Origin of the sequence: Spirulina subsalsa FACHB-351 (genome assembly GCF_026130165.1) — a bacterium.
GTDB classification, from domain to species: Bacteria; Cyanobacteriota; Cyanobacteriia; order Cyanobacteriales; family Spirulinaceae; genus Spirulina_A; species Spirulina_A subsalsa_A.
On sequence record NZ_JAIHOM010000008.1, the window covers coordinates 1 to 17,371 of the forward strand.

General features: G+C 46.0%; 8 protein-coding genes and 2 pseudogenes. 4 read left to right on the forward strand and 6 right to left on the reverse strand.

Going from position 1 to position 17,371, the window contains the following annotated elements; genetic code table 11:
• Positions 1-378: 378 nt before the first annotated feature.
• The 3 genes and pseudogenes from K4A83_RS22955 to K4A83_RS02520 all read left to right on the forward strand — a co-directional run.
• Positions 379-1,167 (forward strand): annotated as a pseudogene (locus K4A83_RS22955) (protein kinase domain-containing protein); the annotation flags it as partial.
• Positions 1,168-1,314: 147 nt separating this feature from the next.
• Positions 1,315-2,136, forward strand: a pseudogene (locus K4A83_RS22960) (protein kinase domain-containing protein); the annotation flags it as partial.
• Between the two features lie 1,324 nt (positions 2,137-3,460).
• Positions 3,461-5,821, forward strand: a complete 2,361-nt coding sequence (locus K4A83_RS02520; RefSeq protein WP_265262812.1) for a CHAT domain-containing protein — start codon at positions 3,461-3,463, stop codon at positions 5,819-5,821.
• Positions 5,822-5,939: 118 nt separating this feature from the next.
• Here K4A83_RS02520 and dndC read toward each other — a convergent pair whose 3' ends face one another.
• Positions 5,940-7,523, reverse strand: a complete 1,584-nt coding sequence (gene dndC, locus K4A83_RS02525) for a DNA phosphorothioation system sulfurtransferase DndC (protein ID WP_265262813.1) — start codon at positions 7,521-7,523, stop codon at positions 5,940-5,942.
• A 106-nt stretch (positions 7,524-7,629) separates the two neighbouring features.
• On the opposite strand from dndC, the gene K4A83_RS02530 reads away from it, so the two are divergent.
• Positions 7,630-8,799, forward strand: a complete 1,170-nt coding sequence (locus K4A83_RS02530) for a DNA sulfur modification protein DndB (protein ID WP_265262814.1) — start codon at positions 7,630-7,632, stop codon at positions 8,797-8,799.
• A gap of 20 nt (positions 8,800-8,819) precedes the next feature.
• Here K4A83_RS02530 and K4A83_RS02535 read toward each other — a convergent pair whose 3' ends face one another.
• The 5 genes from K4A83_RS02535 to K4A83_RS02555 form a co-directional block, all read right to left on the reverse strand.
• Complete coding sequence (locus K4A83_RS02535; RefSeq protein WP_265262815.1) at positions 8,820-9,236, reverse strand: hypothetical protein; 417 nt, start codon at positions 9,234-9,236, stop codon at positions 8,820-8,822.
• Positions 9,236-11,212 carry an AAA family ATPase gene (locus K4A83_RS02540; protein ID WP_265262816.1) on the reverse strand — a complete coding sequence of 659 codons (1,977 nt, stop codon included), beginning with the start codon at positions 11,210-11,212 and terminating at the stop codon, positions 9,236-9,238. The genes K4A83_RS02535 and K4A83_RS02540 overlap by 1 nt, the downstream gene beginning before the upstream one ends.
• Before the next feature lie 74 nt (positions 11,213-11,286).
• Positions 11,287-11,469 carry a hypothetical protein gene (locus K4A83_RS02545; protein ID WP_265262818.1) on the reverse strand — a complete coding sequence of 61 codons (183 nt, stop codon included), beginning with the start codon at positions 11,467-11,469 and terminating at the stop codon, positions 11,287-11,289.
• A 129-nt stretch (positions 11,470-11,598) separates the two neighbouring features.
• Complete coding sequence (locus K4A83_RS02550; protein ID WP_265262819.1) at positions 11,599-13,473, reverse strand: adenylate/guanylate cyclase domain-containing protein; 1,875 nt, start codon at positions 13,471-13,473, stop codon at positions 11,599-11,601.
• Between the two features lie 102 nt (positions 13,474-13,575).
• Positions 13,576-17,355: a PAS domain S-box protein gene (locus K4A83_RS02555; protein WP_265262821.1), complete on the reverse strand. Its 3,780-nt coding sequence runs from the start codon at positions 17,353-17,355 to the stop codon at positions 13,576-13,578.
• Between the last annotated feature and the right edge of the window lie 16 nt (positions 17,356-17,371).

The following is a 17,371-nucleotide window of genomic DNA, read 5'->3' on the forward strand; positions in this document are numbered from 1 at the left end:
GGGGGAGCGGGGGAGCAGGGGAGCGGGGGAGCAGGGGAGCAGGGGAGCGGGGGACTTTTCTGGTATCTCTACCAGATTAACGTTTCCCCACAGTGTAGAGCGTTCCGAAGTTTCGGCCGTTTGTTCGTCCCCTGATAGCTTAATTCAAGAATACTCTTAGAATAGAGGCGGATTGATCCCAAGGGCTGATCGATGCCTAGGTAGGGCTTGCTGAATAACTCGGGAGTCGGAAATAATTGTCAATTGTCAATTGTCAATTCCCTTGTTGAGTCTAGCGTTGGGCTTATTCAGCAGACCCTAGGTAGAGTCCCGACTCGTGAAAATGTTTGATTCCTGATGGTTTGAAACCTTGCTGATTGTCTTTATGTTTAGACTGCGATGAAACTAGGGCAGATTCTCAAGAAACGCTACGGGATTACCCATCGTTTGGGTAAGGGAAGGTTGTGTCAAACTTACTTAGCGGAGGATTTGCAGTTACCGGGGAATCCCCAGTGTGTGGTGAAGGTGTTTCGCTTACAGGCCAAACACCCGAAAATTGTGCGGTTGGCCCGGCGGATTTTTGAGCAGGAGTCGGGTATTTTGAAGCAGTTGGGGCAGGAGTCGCCCTTTGCGGAGGTTTTGGATGCTTTTGAAGGGGATCACACTTTTTTTTTAGTGCAGGAGTTTATTAAAGGGGAAAGTTTTGGGGAGCAATTGGTGCCGGGTCAACCTTGGACAGAATCCCAAGTGGTGGGGTTTCTGCTGTCGAGTTTAGAGGGGTTGGCGATCGCACATCAACAGAATATTATCCATCGGAACCTCAAGCCCAGTAACTTAATCCAGCGCCAAAGTGATCAACAGTGGACCGTGATCGACTTCGGAGGAATGCGCCAAATCTGCGCCCTAGCGGTCAATTCTCAAGGTCAAATTGGCATGAAAGGGCTCCTGAGCCATCCGGGGTATTTCCCGGGTTCAGAACGGCGCAAACCGACCTGTAGCAGTGATCTCTATGGCTTAGGGGTGATGGCGTTACAGGCCTTAATGGGGGTTGCACTGAAAGACCTACCGAAACCCTCTCCCGAGTCTAGCGAGATTCTCTGGCGGGAGCATCTGACCATTAGTGACCCCCTCGCCCAAGTGTTAGCCCAAATGGTCGCCCCAGACCCCCAAGAGCGTTATCCTTCGGCCAGTGATGCCCTACAGTGGTTACGGGGGACGGTGATTACCGTCGCTTCCAATGACGACACATTAATTGAAGTTCCCACCGCTTCCCCCCTCATTGCCCCACCCCTCACGGTGGCGGAATTACTGCGAGAAGACCCCAAAGAGCCTCCCCTGTTAGCTGGACGCTATCGGATTTTAGAATCTTTAGGAAAAGGGGGTTTCGGCACGACCTTTTTAGCGGAAGATCGCCAAATGCCAGGTCATCCGCGCTGTGTGGTGAAACAGCTTAAACCCTATCGCACGACACCAGCGGCCTTAAAACTCGCTCGTCGTCTTTTTGACAGTGAGGCTCAAGTTTTAAGTCAATTGGGGCGACATCCCCAAATTCCCCAACTCTTAGCCCACTTTGAGGAAAATAACGAGTTTTACCTAGTGCAGGAATACATCGAAGGTCACGACTTGGAGAAAGAACTCCCTCTGGGTCATAAACTGGATGAATTAACGGTGATTGCCCTGTTGCGGGATATCCTACAAGTTCTCAAGTTTGTGCATGATCAAAAGGTCATTCACCGAGACATTAAACCCGCTAATATTCGACGACGAGAGGACGGAAAAATTGTTTTGATTGATTTTGGGGCAGTCAAACAGATTGGGGAACATCTGGAAACCTTTGATAAAACCTTGCTAACGGTGAGTATCGGCACTCCGGGCTATATTCCGGGGGAACAGGCCCAGGGGAAGCCAAAACTGTCTAGTGATGTGTATTCTGTGGGCATTATTGGCATTCAAGCCTTAACGGGATTGAATCCCGAATATTTAAAGGAACACAAAAAAACCGGGGAGTTGCGCTGGCGAGATCATGCGACGGTTAGCCCCTATTTGGCGAAAATTATTAACAAAATGGTGCGTTATGATTTCCGTCACCGTTACCCTTCGGCGACGGAAGCGCTGGCGGCCTTAGATGATTTGTTGGCTCATCCCAATAAACCTGTTATCTCCCTGACTTATTGGTTAACCTGGCTAGAGGATAATCGGGTGTTGGGGGGGATTGGCATGGCGATTATTGCCCTGGCCTCGGCGTTTTTGGCTTTGTCTCTTTTTCCGGGGGCTCCGGAGTTGAATTTGAGTCCGGCGAATCCGGTGGAGGAAGCTGGTAGTGGGGAGTCTGGGGAAGGGGGGGCCGAAACTATGACCTTGCCCCAACTTCCGAGTCGGCAAATGGTGGCGTTACCCTTTGAGGAGGTGGTGGATGCTCAATACACTATGCGGGAGGGGATTGTGGTGGTGGGGAATAATCCCAATCAATTGTATTTGTATTACCCTCGCTCGCGGCGCAGGGTGAGGATTAATTTGCCGGGGGCGCCTCTGATGGTGTCGATTAGTCCGAATGGACAGTTTGCGGTGGTGGGGCATCAAGATAGTTTGTCTTGGGTGAATTTACAACGGGAACAAATAGAGAAAACTCTGCCCCTTCCCCATCCGCCGTTTCATCTGGTTTTGACGGATCGGAATTGGGTTTATGGGTCTTTGGCGAATCATCAGCCGTTGTTTGCGGTTGATTTGAATAGTGGGGAGGAGATTTTACTGTCTGACTCGCGCCATTATGGGGAAACGGTGTATGTGTTGGATGGTTCACAAAATAATCTCTATGGGATTGTGAAGGGGGAGGACCGCAACAGTGCGATTTTGCGTCAGGTGAATATTGCCCAAGGTGGGCCTGTTTTTGGCAGGGATACGCCGATTCGGGCGGATGTTCCGGTGGGGCAACCTGTGGGGTTTTTACAGGATGGTCGTTTATTGACCAGTAATGGGGTTTTATTGGGGGTTGCTCCGACGGGGGAGGTGCGTGAGGTGCAGAAGTTGGAGGGGGCGCAAAGTCCGATGTTTAATGTGCGGACTCGCTGGATTGGGTCGGATCGGCAGAAGATTTTACTGGGGTTACATGGGGAGAGAATGAATCCCGAGGAGTTTAATCGTTTGTCTTGGTGGTCTTACAATGAGTTAACGCCTCGTAAAACCTATGAGTTACCCCCTCTGGGGAATCAACCTGAAGCTCCTGCAACTTGGAGTAATTTTGTGTTTATGAATCATCAGGGGGAGCAGTTTTATGTGATTTTGCAGGGTCGGGAGTATCATGTGCGCGATCGCCTCACTGCTCCGGAACAATATAGTTTGCTCATCGGTAGAATAGAAGATATTGTCGCTCGTTAATCGACTGACGGGTGGAAACATTTCCCGTTTAAAGTTCATCAAAGCTTCTATCAGCATTTTGTCTGGTTCTTTTGGGACATTTGCGCCTAGCCAATAGCCACTTACTATGTTTCAGGAATTCCAACTTTCCGTTACGCCTTTGGGTCAAGATCACTATCTGGTACGCACGGAACAGGTTGCATCGGGTGTTCCTCTGGCGGAGGAACAGGTCTACTGGTCTGTTGAGGATTGGTTACAACAAGCAGGACAGTTGATGGATGATCCGATGTTCCGCTTGTTTCAGGATCAGGATTCTCTGGCGACGGAGTTTTTATTTATTACGGGACAGTTGCCTGCGGGGGCGACGGAGGAGGTGAGTCCGAGTTTGGTGGAGTTGGGCCAACAGCTTTATGATGCGCTGTTGCAGGGCAGTTTACGGGATAGTTGGATGATGGCTCAGGCGATCGCCCATAATCAACGGTCGGTGTTACGTTTTCGCTTGGGTCTTAAGGGTTCTCGGCTGTTGCGTTTGCCTTGGGAGGTGTTACATGGGGGCAGTCGGGACACGGGTGGGGTGTTTCGTCCGTTGTCTACGGGACCGGATATTGCCTTTTCTCGTTACCAGATTGGCACAGCTTTAGGCTCGGATCGTTTCAGTTTCCCCCAAAAGCCTCGGCAACCTCTACGGGTGTTGATGGCGATCGCGAGTCCGGAGGATCAAGACAGTCTCGCCCTTCACCAAGAAGCGTTACAGCTACAAGCGGAACTCCAACCCCCAGATCCGGATCTCCCTCCTAATATTGAACTCACCCTTTTGGAACAACCGGGACGGGCTGAATTAACTCAAGCGTTAGAACAGGGGAACTATCAGGTATTTCACTATGCTGGACATAGCAATTTAGGGGAGTCGGGGGGGGATGTTTATTTAGTCAGTCGCACTACGGGCTTGACGGAAAAACTCTATGGTCAAGATTTGGCGGGGTTATTGGTGAATAATGGGATTCAATTGGCGGTGTTTAATTCCTGTCGGGGGACGGATACGGCGTTAAATCCCAAGGACGATAATCAAACGAATCTGGCTCAGGCTTTGGTCAATCGGGGGATTCCGGCGGTTTTGGCGATGGCGGAGCGCATCCCGGATGAGGTGGCCTTGACCTTCACGCGGTTATTCTACCGCAACCTTGACCAGGGTTATCCCATTGATTTAAGCCTCAGTCGCGCTCGACAGGGTTTAATTTCGGCCTATGGGTCTAATCAACTCTATTGGGCGCTGCCAGTCCTCTATTTGCATCCAGAGTTTAATGGGGTGTTGATTCCCTCTCCTGCACTGCCGGATCCTTTTGATTTGGAGGATCCTGATGATCTGCCCTTGGGGTTTTTGACGGGGGATGAGGAGGAGATGGATGGGGATTCCTATTTGGAGGATGACCCCTATTTGGAGGATCTGGATCCTCTGGAAACGGAGGAGGAGGATGAGGAATTTTTGGCGGATTTGGTGGCTACGGCACGGATAACTTCTCGGGAGGAAGAGGATGATTTTTTGCGTCCGGCCAAGGCTGAGAGTGATGAGGAGGATTTAAGTTTTATTCAAGATGTGCTGAGTGAAACGCCGTCAGTGGTGACTCCTCCCTCTCCTGTGACTCCTCCCCCGAGGGAAACTCCTGATAGTCCCCCTCAACGGAGTTTTTCTCTGGCGGGTTTGTGGGGGGGTATGTTGGCGATGGTGTTAATGTTTGGGGGGGTCGTTTGGATTTGGGGGCGGATTTATTACCCAAGTTTCTTTTCTAATCCTTTGGATGCTTTACTGACGAGGGATGATCCGGTGGATCTGGATCGTTTGGATTTAACGGCTGTCAGTACGGAACAGTTGACGAGTTTTGCCATTGAGCAGTTTAATCGGGGGGAGATTGGGAAGGGTGCGATCGCGGTGGAAACGTTGTTAGATCGCAATGTCTTGAGTCATGGGGCTTCGGTGTTGGCTGGGGTGAAACCGGAACAACGAGATGCTCCCGAAATTCTCTTTTTATTGGGTCGTTTAGCTTGGCAGTCGGTGCAGATTGGGGATAGTCGTTACAGTGTTTCTGATGCGCGGCGTTACTGGTCTACGGCGATTGAGAAAGCTCCTCAGAGGGTTGAGTATTACAATGCTCTCGGTTTTGCTTACTATGCGGAGGGCAATTATGACCAAGCTAATCAGACTTGGTATGATGCCCTAGAATTGCTGGATCCGCAAATGGTGGGAAGTGTTGATGAGACGGGGGATCGGACAACGCTCAACACTTATGCTGGATTGGCGTTAGGTTTGCAAAAACTGGCGGAGAATCAAACGGGGGATGCTCGGACTACTCTGCTCAATAAGGCCTATAAGTTGCGTCAAACGGTGATGAATCAAGATCCGTTGGGGTTTCAGGTGACGCGATTGGCCCAAGATTGGTTATGGACGGAATCGGCGATCGCAGACTGGCAGAGTTTGGCTTCTCTGGATTAGGGGAATAGGGAATAGGGAATAGATAATTGATAATTAATAATTTATTAATTATTAATTGATAATTGCTCCCCTGCTTCCCTGCTTCCCTCTTCCGACTCCCGGACTTATTCAGGAAACCCTAATTCTCCTCAGAAGATCCAAATTTCAGGTTAGCCCAGTCATTGCTGGGGGGAATGGCCTGAGCGCGGACGAGGGTTTCTTTCAGTTTGGCCATATCTTCCTTTTCGATGGCTTCTTTGATATCCCATTTATAGTGAGCGTGTTGGATAGCCTCTTCTTTGGAACGAGAGGAGGTTTCAAAACATTTTTCAAGGTCGCCTAGGATTCCGGATCTGCGGGCTTTCGTGTAATATTTGCGTTCAGTTCCTAGTAGTTTGCTCATCAGTTCAAGGTGCATGGCATCTTCCCCACAGATATCCGCGAGAGTTGCCCATTCGTCAGGGCCGAGGATACTATGATCATCGGCTCCGGGGCGAGGATCTACAAAAGTTTTTCCGGTAACTTCTTTATAAATGCGGGGGACACTATCATCAAATTCGTATTTTTCTTCTACCCAAATCCGTCGAATTTCGCTGAGTTCTTCGGTGGTAATCAGGATGATATCTTTCATATCATCGGGGGCCGTTTGACGGATGGTTTCTTGGGCTTGTAGGACTCGTCTGAGCCAATGTTCTCGCCAATATTTAGTATAAGGCCCCGGAATCGGTTCTACAGATATTTCTCCGTTAACATTTCGCTCAAATAGTTCTACTCGTCCATGCAAGCGCCGAAAGTCCCTTTTTTCTCGATCATCCTGAATGTCTAAAGCATTCCGTATATCTAGAAGGGGTTGTAGCCATTCCTTTTCATGATCATTTTGAATCATAGCCTCCATTGATTTATCCTTACTCACCATTGTGCAAACCCAACAACCAAACCGCGAACTTCCACAACTGGGGGTAGATGTATCGACAACTAGAGGACAATCATTATCAGCACTTGCACCTCGATACATCGACAATAGATCATTGTTGTCAATTCCCCAAGGATTTTGATATTGCATTAAATACACCCAAACTTCATCATTTCTCCAATCTTCAATAGGTGTATAAACTAATGAATTTGTTAGACTAGCATTTGGGCTAAGACGCTCCCGAACACGCTTAAGTTGATGCTTTTCCATTGTTCTTGCACGCTGCGAACTTTCAGCTTTTCGCGTTCCTAAAACAAGGATTGTCTCTCCATTTAATCTGACAATATTTCTAATAAAACGATTAGCAGGATTGATCTTTAACCGTTCAGTACACCAACGAAATTGGTTTCTAGGTGCTGGATATCCTTTACCAATTAAGCAAACAAAGAACCTATCTTTAACATCAGGAAATAGCAAATGTGGTTCAATGGGCATACCTTGATTCTTTGCCGATACTTTCATTGTCTCTAATGATTTTCTAACCCATTGAGAAACAATAGGATTCTCAACTTGAGTATCAGTAGATATAACATAAATTGGCTTGATCCTTCCTTCTTTAGGTATTTGGGAAATTGCATTCCATATTAGTTGAAGGGTTGCTGTGCTATCTTTACCGCCTGAATAACCAATAACCCAAGGAATTTGATCTAATAAATATAAATCCTTAACTTCTTGAGATAATCTTGCTATATCTTCGATTAGTTCGTCTAGGGTTCTAGGTGGAAATATGGACGGTTGAATGCTTATCATGTGACCTACGAATCTCAATTTTTTAAAGTTTTGTTTTATTGACTGGTAATTTTGACCAAAAAGGTGTAAACTATGCTGAGTATTTATACAAATGTATTAAGTGTATATGTCTGATACTCAGCATCCCCACAATATAACAGAACCCCGTCTTGATAATGTACTGGATCATTACTTTTCCCAATATCATCGGGAGAAGTGCTATGTAGGCCTTGTATTTCAGCAAGGGAAGCGCAAAATGATACAAATTAACATTCCTGCGCATGATTTACCAGTTCTGTTACAAGCTAAACCATCTACTGGTAATGATCCCGACTCCGGGAAAAATCGCCCGGAAGTGAAAGGTCATGCAGAAGAGGTGAAAGAATATATTTTAAAGCGTGTCCGAAAAAATAAGCCCTGGATTTTAGGAACATTAACAGCCAATGTCGATCCCAGTAAAATACACATACATCAATTGGGAAGAGGACTTTGCTTTATTGTGATTCCTCGTGGTGTTAAACTTGATATTACTGATGGTCAGCATAGAAAGAGTGCAATTCATGACCTCATAGAAAGTGCTGATAGTGAAATGATTGGTGATAATGATTTTCCGATCACGTTAGTTTTAGAAGGTGACTTTAATCAGTGTCAAACAGATTTTAGAGATATGGCACAAACACGCTCTCTAGATCCATCACTTTTATTGTCATTTGGTGCTTCTGAAGGGACTATAGGAATTACAAAGAACTTGATACAAAAAGTCCCAATGTTTTATGAAAAGACTGAACGAATTAAATTAACTCCATCTTCTAAACAAAAGCTAATTTACACTACTAATTACATTGCAAAGGCTGTAAGTTATATCTTTTCTGGAACTCCAGATCATACTCTAGAAGATATTGATGTTGATCATTCATCAGAAGCCTTAATTAACTGTTTTAATCAGTTTTTTGGAGAATGTACATTGACTCGGTACATATTTGAAACCGACTGGGAAAACTTGACCGTTGATGATGTAGTTAATTTCAAAAATACCTGTATATTGGGGAGAAGTGCTGGATTAGAAGTATTAGGTCGATTATTACATTGTATCTACGATTCTGATCTCGATATGTTTAACCCTAACTTAATCTCAAAAATAGCTCAGTTAGATTGGTCAATGGGTAGTTTGTTATGGCGTGATAATATTGTTAGAAGAGATCCTAATAATCCCAAAAAACCCTACAAAATTTCCGCAAATGCTAGTCCAATTAGGATGGCTGTTCAAGAAGCAAAAGCAGCATTAGGCTGGCAATAAATAGCAATCTCTCCAAAAAGTCAAGTTATTGTTACAACCTGCAATAACTTGACAATATCATTCTGAATCTGACTCCCGATCTTTCCCTCCCAACGCTTCTGTAAAACCCTTAAACCTGCCTCAGCATACTCCATGACCCGTTCCGCCAACTCCTGACTATCCCGAGGTTCAGACTGTCCATTCTGCTTACAAAGGGCATAAACTCCCGCTTCCAACGCTAACCGTACATCGCGATCAATACTACCAAAAACGATAATTTCGTGACGACCACCACCCACCAGAGAAACCCTCTCAAGATTCTGTTTCATCGCATAAGCGGCCGCGAATAAATAACCATCAACCATTCTGGCAAAAACCCGCTTATCAACTAAAACCTTGAGATAAGCATTGGCCTTAGAGCTAGATCGAATTCTAGTCGTAACATCTAAATGATACATTACCCCTCCCTCTCAATCTTAGAAGCGTCTTCCGTTGCGCCTAAACGATGAATGTGGAAAATTTCCGCCACATGGGGCTTAATCTGCTGGAACAGATCCCCCTGAAAATCCCGATCCGTAGCCAAAAGAATCACCTGAGAAGGAAGATGAGGCAATGCCCCCACAATATTACGCTGATGTTCCACATCCAAATGTCCAAAAGGCGTATCCATCACCAACGGAGCCGCCGTATTAGAAGCCAAATTTAACCCCGTAATAAACGCAAAAGCTAAAGCCTCCTTCTCCCCCGCGCTCAGAATTTCTGGACTCAAAATCCGCCCCAACACCGTCCTAACCCCTAAAGTATAATCCGGCCGTACCTCTATCCCATTGTACTCCTCCGGCTTGTTCGTCACCCGCCGATGTATTTCAGAAGTCTTCTCCTCAATCGTGGCCTTGCGTTCCCCAATACGCCACAGAATCAACTCCTCCGCCACCGCATATAAACGCAGCGCCATTTTCAACTGTTGAGCTAAAGTCACCGTTTCCTCATCTCGCCCGGCCAACTGCTCCACCTCCCGATAGACCTGATTTTCCCGCTTGCTCAAATCCTCTAACTGCCGTTCAATGTGTCGTAACTTCTGCTCATATTCCTCCCCATCCCTCTGCGCTTGGGCAACCTTACGCCAAATCTCTTGGGCCTCCTGTTCACTAACTCCCTGTGTCTCCCGCCTCAAGCGGTTAATACGCTGTTCTAATTCCCCAAGGTCTTCCTCAAGGCGATCGCGATCCTCCAACACCCGATCCAAACTCCAATCCCGATAGCGCGATAAACGCACCAAACGATTTCTTAACTCATCTTGCTCCAAATCCGTGGGACTGCCCGCCCCCATCACCCGTTCCAACTGTTCCAACTCCCGCAGAATATGCCCCCGCGCCTCCTCATCCAAACAACGACCACAGACACAAATCTCCGACTTTAACAACTCCCGCAAATGCTTGACCGACCCAGACCGTCGCGCCGTCGTCACCGTCCGACCTTGCAAATCCTGCACCACCTCATCCACCAAACCCAATAGTAAGGGAATCGGAGCCGTTCTCAAGGTTTCCTCTACTTTCCGTTCCCCCTCATACAGTCGTTGCTTCAAACGCTTACAATCCAACTCACAACGCCCTAACTCCTCTAACTGACCCTTCAATCCCTCTACCTGTGCCGCCCTCCCCTGGGCCTGTTGATAATTCCTCCGCGCTGCCTCTAGGTTTTGCTGCATCAGGTTTTTTTGTTCCTGCTTCGTGCTTAACTGATCCCGTATTTCCTGCAATTCAGCATTTTTAGCCTGTAATTGTTGATTCCGTTCACTAGCCTGGTTTAGTTCCTTTTGGAATTCTGCAACCGCCTTCTTACTATCATCTCGCAAGTTTTTTAGTTCAGGAATGCCTAAAATTCGTTCAATGGCGTTCTTCGTTTCTGGAGTGTGGGTTAACTTAGCATAATGTTGAATTTCTACCCCATCAAAAAAGAAAAATTCCCGACACATTCGCGGCAAAAGATAATCAATCCACTCTTGGGAATCATTGCGCTTAACCCCATTGCGGTATAGAACAGGGTCTTGGACTTCCACATAAACGGTTTCTTCCCGTAACTTCTGTTGCGCTGAACGGGTGATTAAATAAATATCCCCTTCTGGGTCTTCTCCTTCCGTCTGGGTATTGCAAGAAGGTTGATTACTCGCTGATAAGGTTATTTCTACACGAAGCTCTAAGTTGGGATCGCTCTGGACGGCAAGGCGGTTAAAGTAACTCAAAAGGATATTCTTTTTAACCACAAGATCACCATATAAACACCATCGAATTGCTTCTAAAAGTGAGGTTTTTCCGTAACCATTTTGACCAAAAATAATCCAAATATTTTGCTGGGAGGTGAGGTCAAATTGCAGGATTTCCTCTTGATAGACTTTCCAGTTTTTGAGATAGATTTCTTTGATTTTCAGGGGCATACGGGAAAAATATCTAGGGGTTAGTACCAGTATATAGCGTTTCCAAATCATTGATGAACTCTAAGACCAGTTTCTCATAATACTTCAAGCTCCTTGTAACCCTTGTATACTGTTCCCTGCTCCCTATTCCCTAGGCAACTAGCCCAAAGCAGCGATCTTTCGGGATGCGAGAGAGAATCTTGAGCCTTCCCTTGCTGTTGATTCACCGAGAGTTCTGGAATTTTAGTTTTTTTCAGCAGATAGCGTTGCCAAATCATTGATGAACTCTCAGAGAATTTTCTCATAATACTTCAAGCTCCTTGTAACCCTTGTATACTATTCCCTATTCCCTCAAACCAAGAACTCAGAACCAGTCTAGAAGTTGCTATAAATTGAACAATCCCCACTTAAGAAACCGTTGCTCGTCGTTCTAATAACCAATAGGTTTTCATATCCCCTTTCCCCTTCACAACAATAGAACCTCGTTCCTCCAAAATAAACTTATCCTTTAACCGCTCATAAGTAGCCATTGTCACCTGAATTTTACCCGGTTCTCCTAAAGATTCCATCCGCGAAGCCACATTAACCGCATCCCCCCACAAATCATAACTAAACTTACGAATTCCAATCACCCCAGCCACCACAGATCCCGTATTAATGCCGATGCGTAATTCAAAAGGTTTTCCATCTTTTCGCTTAAATTTAGTAATTTCCTCCTGCATATCTAACGCCATTTGTGCCATAGCTTCCGCATGATCTTCACAAGGAGTCGGTAATCCTCCCACCACCATATAAGCATCCCCAATGGTCTTGATTTTTTCCAGACGATACTGTTCTGCTAGATGATCAAAACGGGAAAAAATTTGATTAAGAACATTCACTAACTCGATAGGAGGTGTTTGGGCAGAAAAGGGAGTAAATCCTACAATATCCGCAAAAAGAATTGTTACCTCTGCAAATTGTTCCGCTAAAGAACCCTCAAACTGTTTGAGACGAGTAGCGATTTTTTGGGGCAAAATATTTAACAAGAGTCGTTCTGACTTTTCCTGTTCCAAGCGTAACGCTTCTTCCGTTTTTCTTCGTGCTGTTAAATCCGTTCCTACCGAAAGAATTTGAAAATATTCCCCCTGACTATTCACCAGTGGTTTATGAGTCCAAGACAGCCAAACACGCTCCCCATTTTTACAGATACTTTCATTTTCATGGGATTTGTAAGATTCAGGATTTTGACAAATATCGGTGATAAGTGCTGCTAAATCTTCACCTGAACTCCCTTGAGAAGGGACAATACTCCCCACAACAGGACGACCTACAATTTCCTGTTCTGTATAACCAAAAAATGTCTGACCGTACTCATTTAAAAAGCGAATATAGCCGCTTTTATCCCAGCGCAAAATGATACAATTAGCCGTTTGGACTAAATCCCGATATTGAATTTCACTCGCTCGTAATGCCACTTCTGCCTGTTGACGATCGGTAATATCTCGTGCTACCCAAATCACACCATGATCGGGCATAGGGGAGATAGTGGCAGAAAACCAATGAATTCTTTCCTCACAGGTTAATTCATAATCCAGGGTAATACTTTCTTGGGTTTCACAAACTCGAATCAGATGTTCAGTCCAAAGTTGACTATATTCATCTTCACGCAAAAACTGCATAATAGTTTCATCAATTAACAGTGTTTGCTCTAAATTGTGGGTGGCATGAGTTGGAATGACTTCCACTCCTGCAATCTTGCTATTTTCTAAGGTTAAAATGAGAACAATATCTGTCATAGCATTAAAGATTGCCCGCATTTTTCCTTCAGAAGTGCGTAATTTTTTTTCTAGCAGTCGCCGCTCGTGAATTTCTTCTTGAAATTTTTCATTTTGTTCTTGTAAAGTTTGCTGTAAAAACCGTAAGGTTAAATGGGTTTCAATGCGGGCTAAAACTTCTTCGGCTTGGAACGGTTTTGTGATATAATCAACCCCTCCAACTTGAAAGGCTTGGACTTTATTATTGACCTCATCTAAGGCACTAATAAAAATAATGGGAATGTCTTTAGTCCGGTCTTGTTGTTTCAGGTGTTCACAGACTTGATAACCATTCATCTGAGGCATATTAACATCTAGTAAAATCAAGTCTGGGGGCATAGCGGCGGCTGAACGGATGGCCATTGCCCCACTTAAGGCTGTGCGCACCGCATACCCTTTATCTAATAACAACTGAGAAAGTAGTCGTAAATTATCGGGTGTGTCGTCCACTATAAAAATACTGGGATGCACCGGAAAAACTGTCATAAGGGTAGGCAAACCTAGGGGTAGGCAAAAGGAAAAGATTAAGGGTAAATTCAGCGAAAAACACGAAAATTTACTGAGCTACACTGGATAGGGAATGGTGTATTAAGGAGTATCTAAAACCTGTTGTGTGAGATTCACAATAGTTTCAAATTCAAAGTTATTGCCCCATTGTTTCAAACCCTCCGTTAAGTTATAATAGTCTGGAGGTAGTTTTGCTAAGACGGGTAAGAGTTGTTCCACACTACACTGCATGGCAGCGAGATGTAATTCTTCAACCCAAGCCCGATCTAAGGTTAATAAATCGGCTTGGATGGTTTCCAGCTTGGAAACGGAATTTTCTGCTCTTAGGTTGACGGTTTGGGTTGCGTCCTCGGAGGACGCATAGATATATTGCACCCCTAGATACTGTGCCATTTTATCTAACAGCATGGACTCCTGAAAGGGTTTGCGGACAAAATCATCACATCCGGCGGCTAAAACTTCGGCGCGTTGTTCTTCAAAGGCGCTGGCGGTGACGGCGATAATAATGGTGCGGTGGGGGTGATTTTGTTCGAGACGGCGAATCTGTTTGGTGGCTTCTAAACCGTCTAAAATGGGCATTCTAATGTCCATCCAAATGAGGTGGGGGTGCCAGGTTTCCCATAAATGAATAGCTTCTTGACCATTTTCGGCGGCTTGGAGTTCAAAACCGAGTTTTTGTAGGAGGGTAACGAGGAGTTGCCGACTGTCTAAACGGTCTTCCACCACCAGAATACGATAGGGGGGTTGCTGAGGGGCTAAACGAATGACCTGACGGGGGGGAGTGGAGGGGGGAGTGGGTAAGGGAGAGGCAAGTCGCACGGGGATTTGAAAGCTGAAGGTGGACCCTTGGCCGAGTTGACTTTGTACGGTGAGTTCTCCCCCGAGGAGTTGGACAAATTGACGACTAATGGCGAGTCCTAAACCGGTGCCTTGTTGGGATTTGCGCCCGGTTTCGGTTTGTCCGAAGGGGGAAAATAACAGAGTGAGTTCTTCGGGGGAAATTCCGAGGCCTGTATCCTGTACGGTGAATTTGAGGATGGGGGGATTTTTGGTGAGGCGGGTGGTGGTGAGGGTGACTTGTCCCCTTTCGGTAAATTTTAGACCGTTGCTGAGGAGGTTCAGCAGGACTTGACGGAGTTTGCTTTCATCGGTGTGGATGTATTGGGGGAGGGCATTGTCGCGGTGGAAGATGAGTTTTAAGCTTTTGGTTTGGGCTTTGATCTGCATGAGGTCTTCTAAGGAGTCTAACAGACGGTACAAGTCAAAGTGATCTTCGTGGAACATGACCCGTCCTGCTTCGATTTTGGACATTTCTAGGACATCGTTAATGAGGGTGAGCAAATGTTCTCCACTACGGTTAATGATGCTGAGATATTCTTGTTGTTCGGGTTTTAAGGTGCTAATACGACTGAGGAGTTGGGTAAAGCCGAGGATGGCGTTGAGGGGGGTGCGGAGTTCGTGGCTCATGTTGGCGAGAAAGGCGCTTTTGGCGCGGTTGGCCGTGTCGGCGGCTTCTCGGGCTTGGATGAGGGCGAGTTCTTGGTGTTTGGATTCGGTGACATCGACTTGCACGCCAGTCCAGAGGATGGAGCCGTTGGGGAGTTGTTTGGGTTGGGCGAGGGAACGAATCCATTTTTCGCCGCCCTGACGGGGGTAAATGCGGGTGAAGAGGTCGTAAGGGGTTAAATGGTCTTGGGAGTGGGCGATCGCATTTAAGAGGGTTTCTCGGTCTTCTGGGATGACTCTTTCCCACAGGGCGCTGGTTTCTAGGGCTTCTTGGGGGGTGATGCCATAGAGTTCCTGTACCCCGTCACTGATAAAGGTCCATTGGTGTTGCTGGGTGCCTTGACTGATGGCTTCAAAGACCATCCCCGGTACACTTGCGGTAATGGCTCGTAATTTGCGCTCGCTGTGGCGTAATTCGACCTCCATCTGTCGCCGTTGTTCAATTTGTTGCTGAAGTTGCTGATTTTGTCGATCCAGTTTCGCCCGTTGACGCTGTTCTTGTTGTAAAAGTTGGGCGTGAGCAATGGCAATCCCCACTTGGGCGGCGACGGCTTCTAAGAGTTCGGTTTCGTCGGGAGTCCAACTCCGGGGGTGAGTGCATTGTTGCAAGGTAATTAAACCATTGGGTGCGCCCTGATAGGAGGTACGGACGATTAATAAGGATTGGTTATCCGGGGGCAATAATCCCGGCTGCGAAATCTGATCCGATGCGATCGCCCGATCTTCCCTCAAGGCCTCTTCTACATAGCCATAATCTGCGATCGCAAGCATAGCCTCAGAACAAGAATCACCGCCCTCCACATACTCCGCCACCTGACGCAACTGGGGAGGCTCTCCCGGCACATATAGCCGCAAATGACAGCGACTCACCCCAAAAGCCCGCCCCACCTGATTCACCGTAATTTGAAAAATTTCCTTGGGGTCTAAAGAAGAACGAATTCGTTGGGTAATTTCACCCAGTAATACAGCCCGACGCATTTGTTGCTGTAACGCCACCTCTGACTGTTTCGCTAAGGTAATATCCCGAAAATTCCACACCCGCCCCACAATTAAATCCCCCAAACGTTGCGGCTGGGAATATCGTTCCAAAATCCGTCCATCCTTAAACAATAAAACATCATAACTATGACTTTCCGGCTGACTATAAATTTCTATCACCCGTGCTATAAATCCCATAGGATCTTCCAATTGATCCGCCAACCTGAAAGTCCGTTGACGAGGATTGGGGAAATTAAAATCTCCCTCCTCCAACTTCCACATTTCCAAAAACTTTTGATTATAACTAATAATTTCTCCCATCCGATCCACTGCTAAGACCCCATCCGCAATGGATTCAAAAATCGCCCGCAATAAGGACAAAGAACGCTCTAATGCTTCCTCTGCATTCTTCCGTTCTGTAATATCTTCCAGCACCCCCACAATGCCTAACGGTTTGCCATCGCTATCATAAAGGGGAATTTTACTAATATCTAACCAAACCTTTTTCCCTTGTACTCCTTCCCGGTATTTTGTGGCAATACTATGTAATTTTGGCTGTTTTTGTTCAATGATTTTCTGGTCTTCTTGGCGGAACAGTTTCGCCACTTCAGGATCGGGGATAATATCCTCATCACTTAAACCTACCACTTGTTGAGGATTATCAAAACCGGCAGCCGTTGCCCACTTGGTATTACACCCTAAAAATTTAGAATTTGCATCCTTCCAAAAAACTTGTTGAGGAATTTTTTCTAAAATCAACCTCAAATAATTCACAGTTTTTCCTAAATCTACTTTTGTTTTATACGAATCAAATGCTGTAATTTTTTCATGATAAATCCTAAAATGCTCCTGACAGCGAATATAGATTTTTTCTATCACTAAATCTTCTTCATAAAATAGGTCGCTTACATCATAACGGCATAACCAATTAATTGGTAATACAGCTGGATCTTTTTCGCGAACATAAAGCACAATACGCAAAAAGGGGTTATGAATATCCTTGCGAATATGACGAATTAAATTAAGACTGTCTTGAGGGGTAATTCCAGTATAATCAATCCAAAGAGCAAATCCATTAGCATCTTGCCGTAGTCGTTCTGCAACATCAGGAACAGAATAGAAAACAACCCCTTGAAATTTATGGGCATGAAGCGTCTTTGAGTTGGTGGAAGATGACCCCGTAGGAGAGGGCAATCCTCGGGGAAAGATAGAGGAAAGAATGCGAGGTTTCCGGGGGGATTTTTGCCCCTTACCTAAACTGGTTTTTCGGGAGAATTGAGGTTCTGAACTAAAACACTGTAGGGCAAGCGTCAAGCTTTGAATAAACTGGACATCTCGCCCCAAAATCAATACATTCCAAACCTGAGAACTAGACATCTTCGCACCCCCAAAG

Coding starts and splice junctions, on each gene's coding strand:
- K4A83_RS02520 (WP_265262812.1), top strand. CDS start 3,461: ATGTTTCAGGAATTCCAACTTTCCGTTACGCCTTTGGGTCAAGATCAC.
- dndC (WP_265262813.1), bottom strand. CDS start 7,523: ATGATAAGCATTCAACCGTCCATATTTCCACCTAGAACCCTAGACGAA.
- K4A83_RS02530 (WP_265262814.1), top strand. CDS start 7,630: ATGTCTGATACTCAGCATCCCCACAATATAACAGAACCCCGTCTTGAT.
- K4A83_RS02535 (WP_265262815.1), bottom strand. CDS start 9,236: ATGTATCATTTAGATGTTACGACTAGAATTCGATCTAGCTCTAAGGCC.
- K4A83_RS02540 (WP_265262816.1), bottom strand. CDS start 11,212: ATGCCCCTGAAAATCAAAGAAATCTATCTCAAAAACTGGAAAGTCTAT.
- K4A83_RS02545 (WP_265262818.1), bottom strand. CDS start 11,469: ATGATTTGGCAACGCTATCTGCTGAAAAAAACTAAAATTCCAGAACTC.
- K4A83_RS02550 (WP_265262819.1), bottom strand. CDS start 13,473: ATGACAGTTTTTCCGGTGCATCCCAGTATTTTTATAGTGGACGACACA.
- K4A83_RS02555 (WP_265262821.1), bottom strand. CDS start 17,355: ATGTCTAGTTCTCAGGTTTGGAATGTATTGATTTTGGGGCGAGATGTC.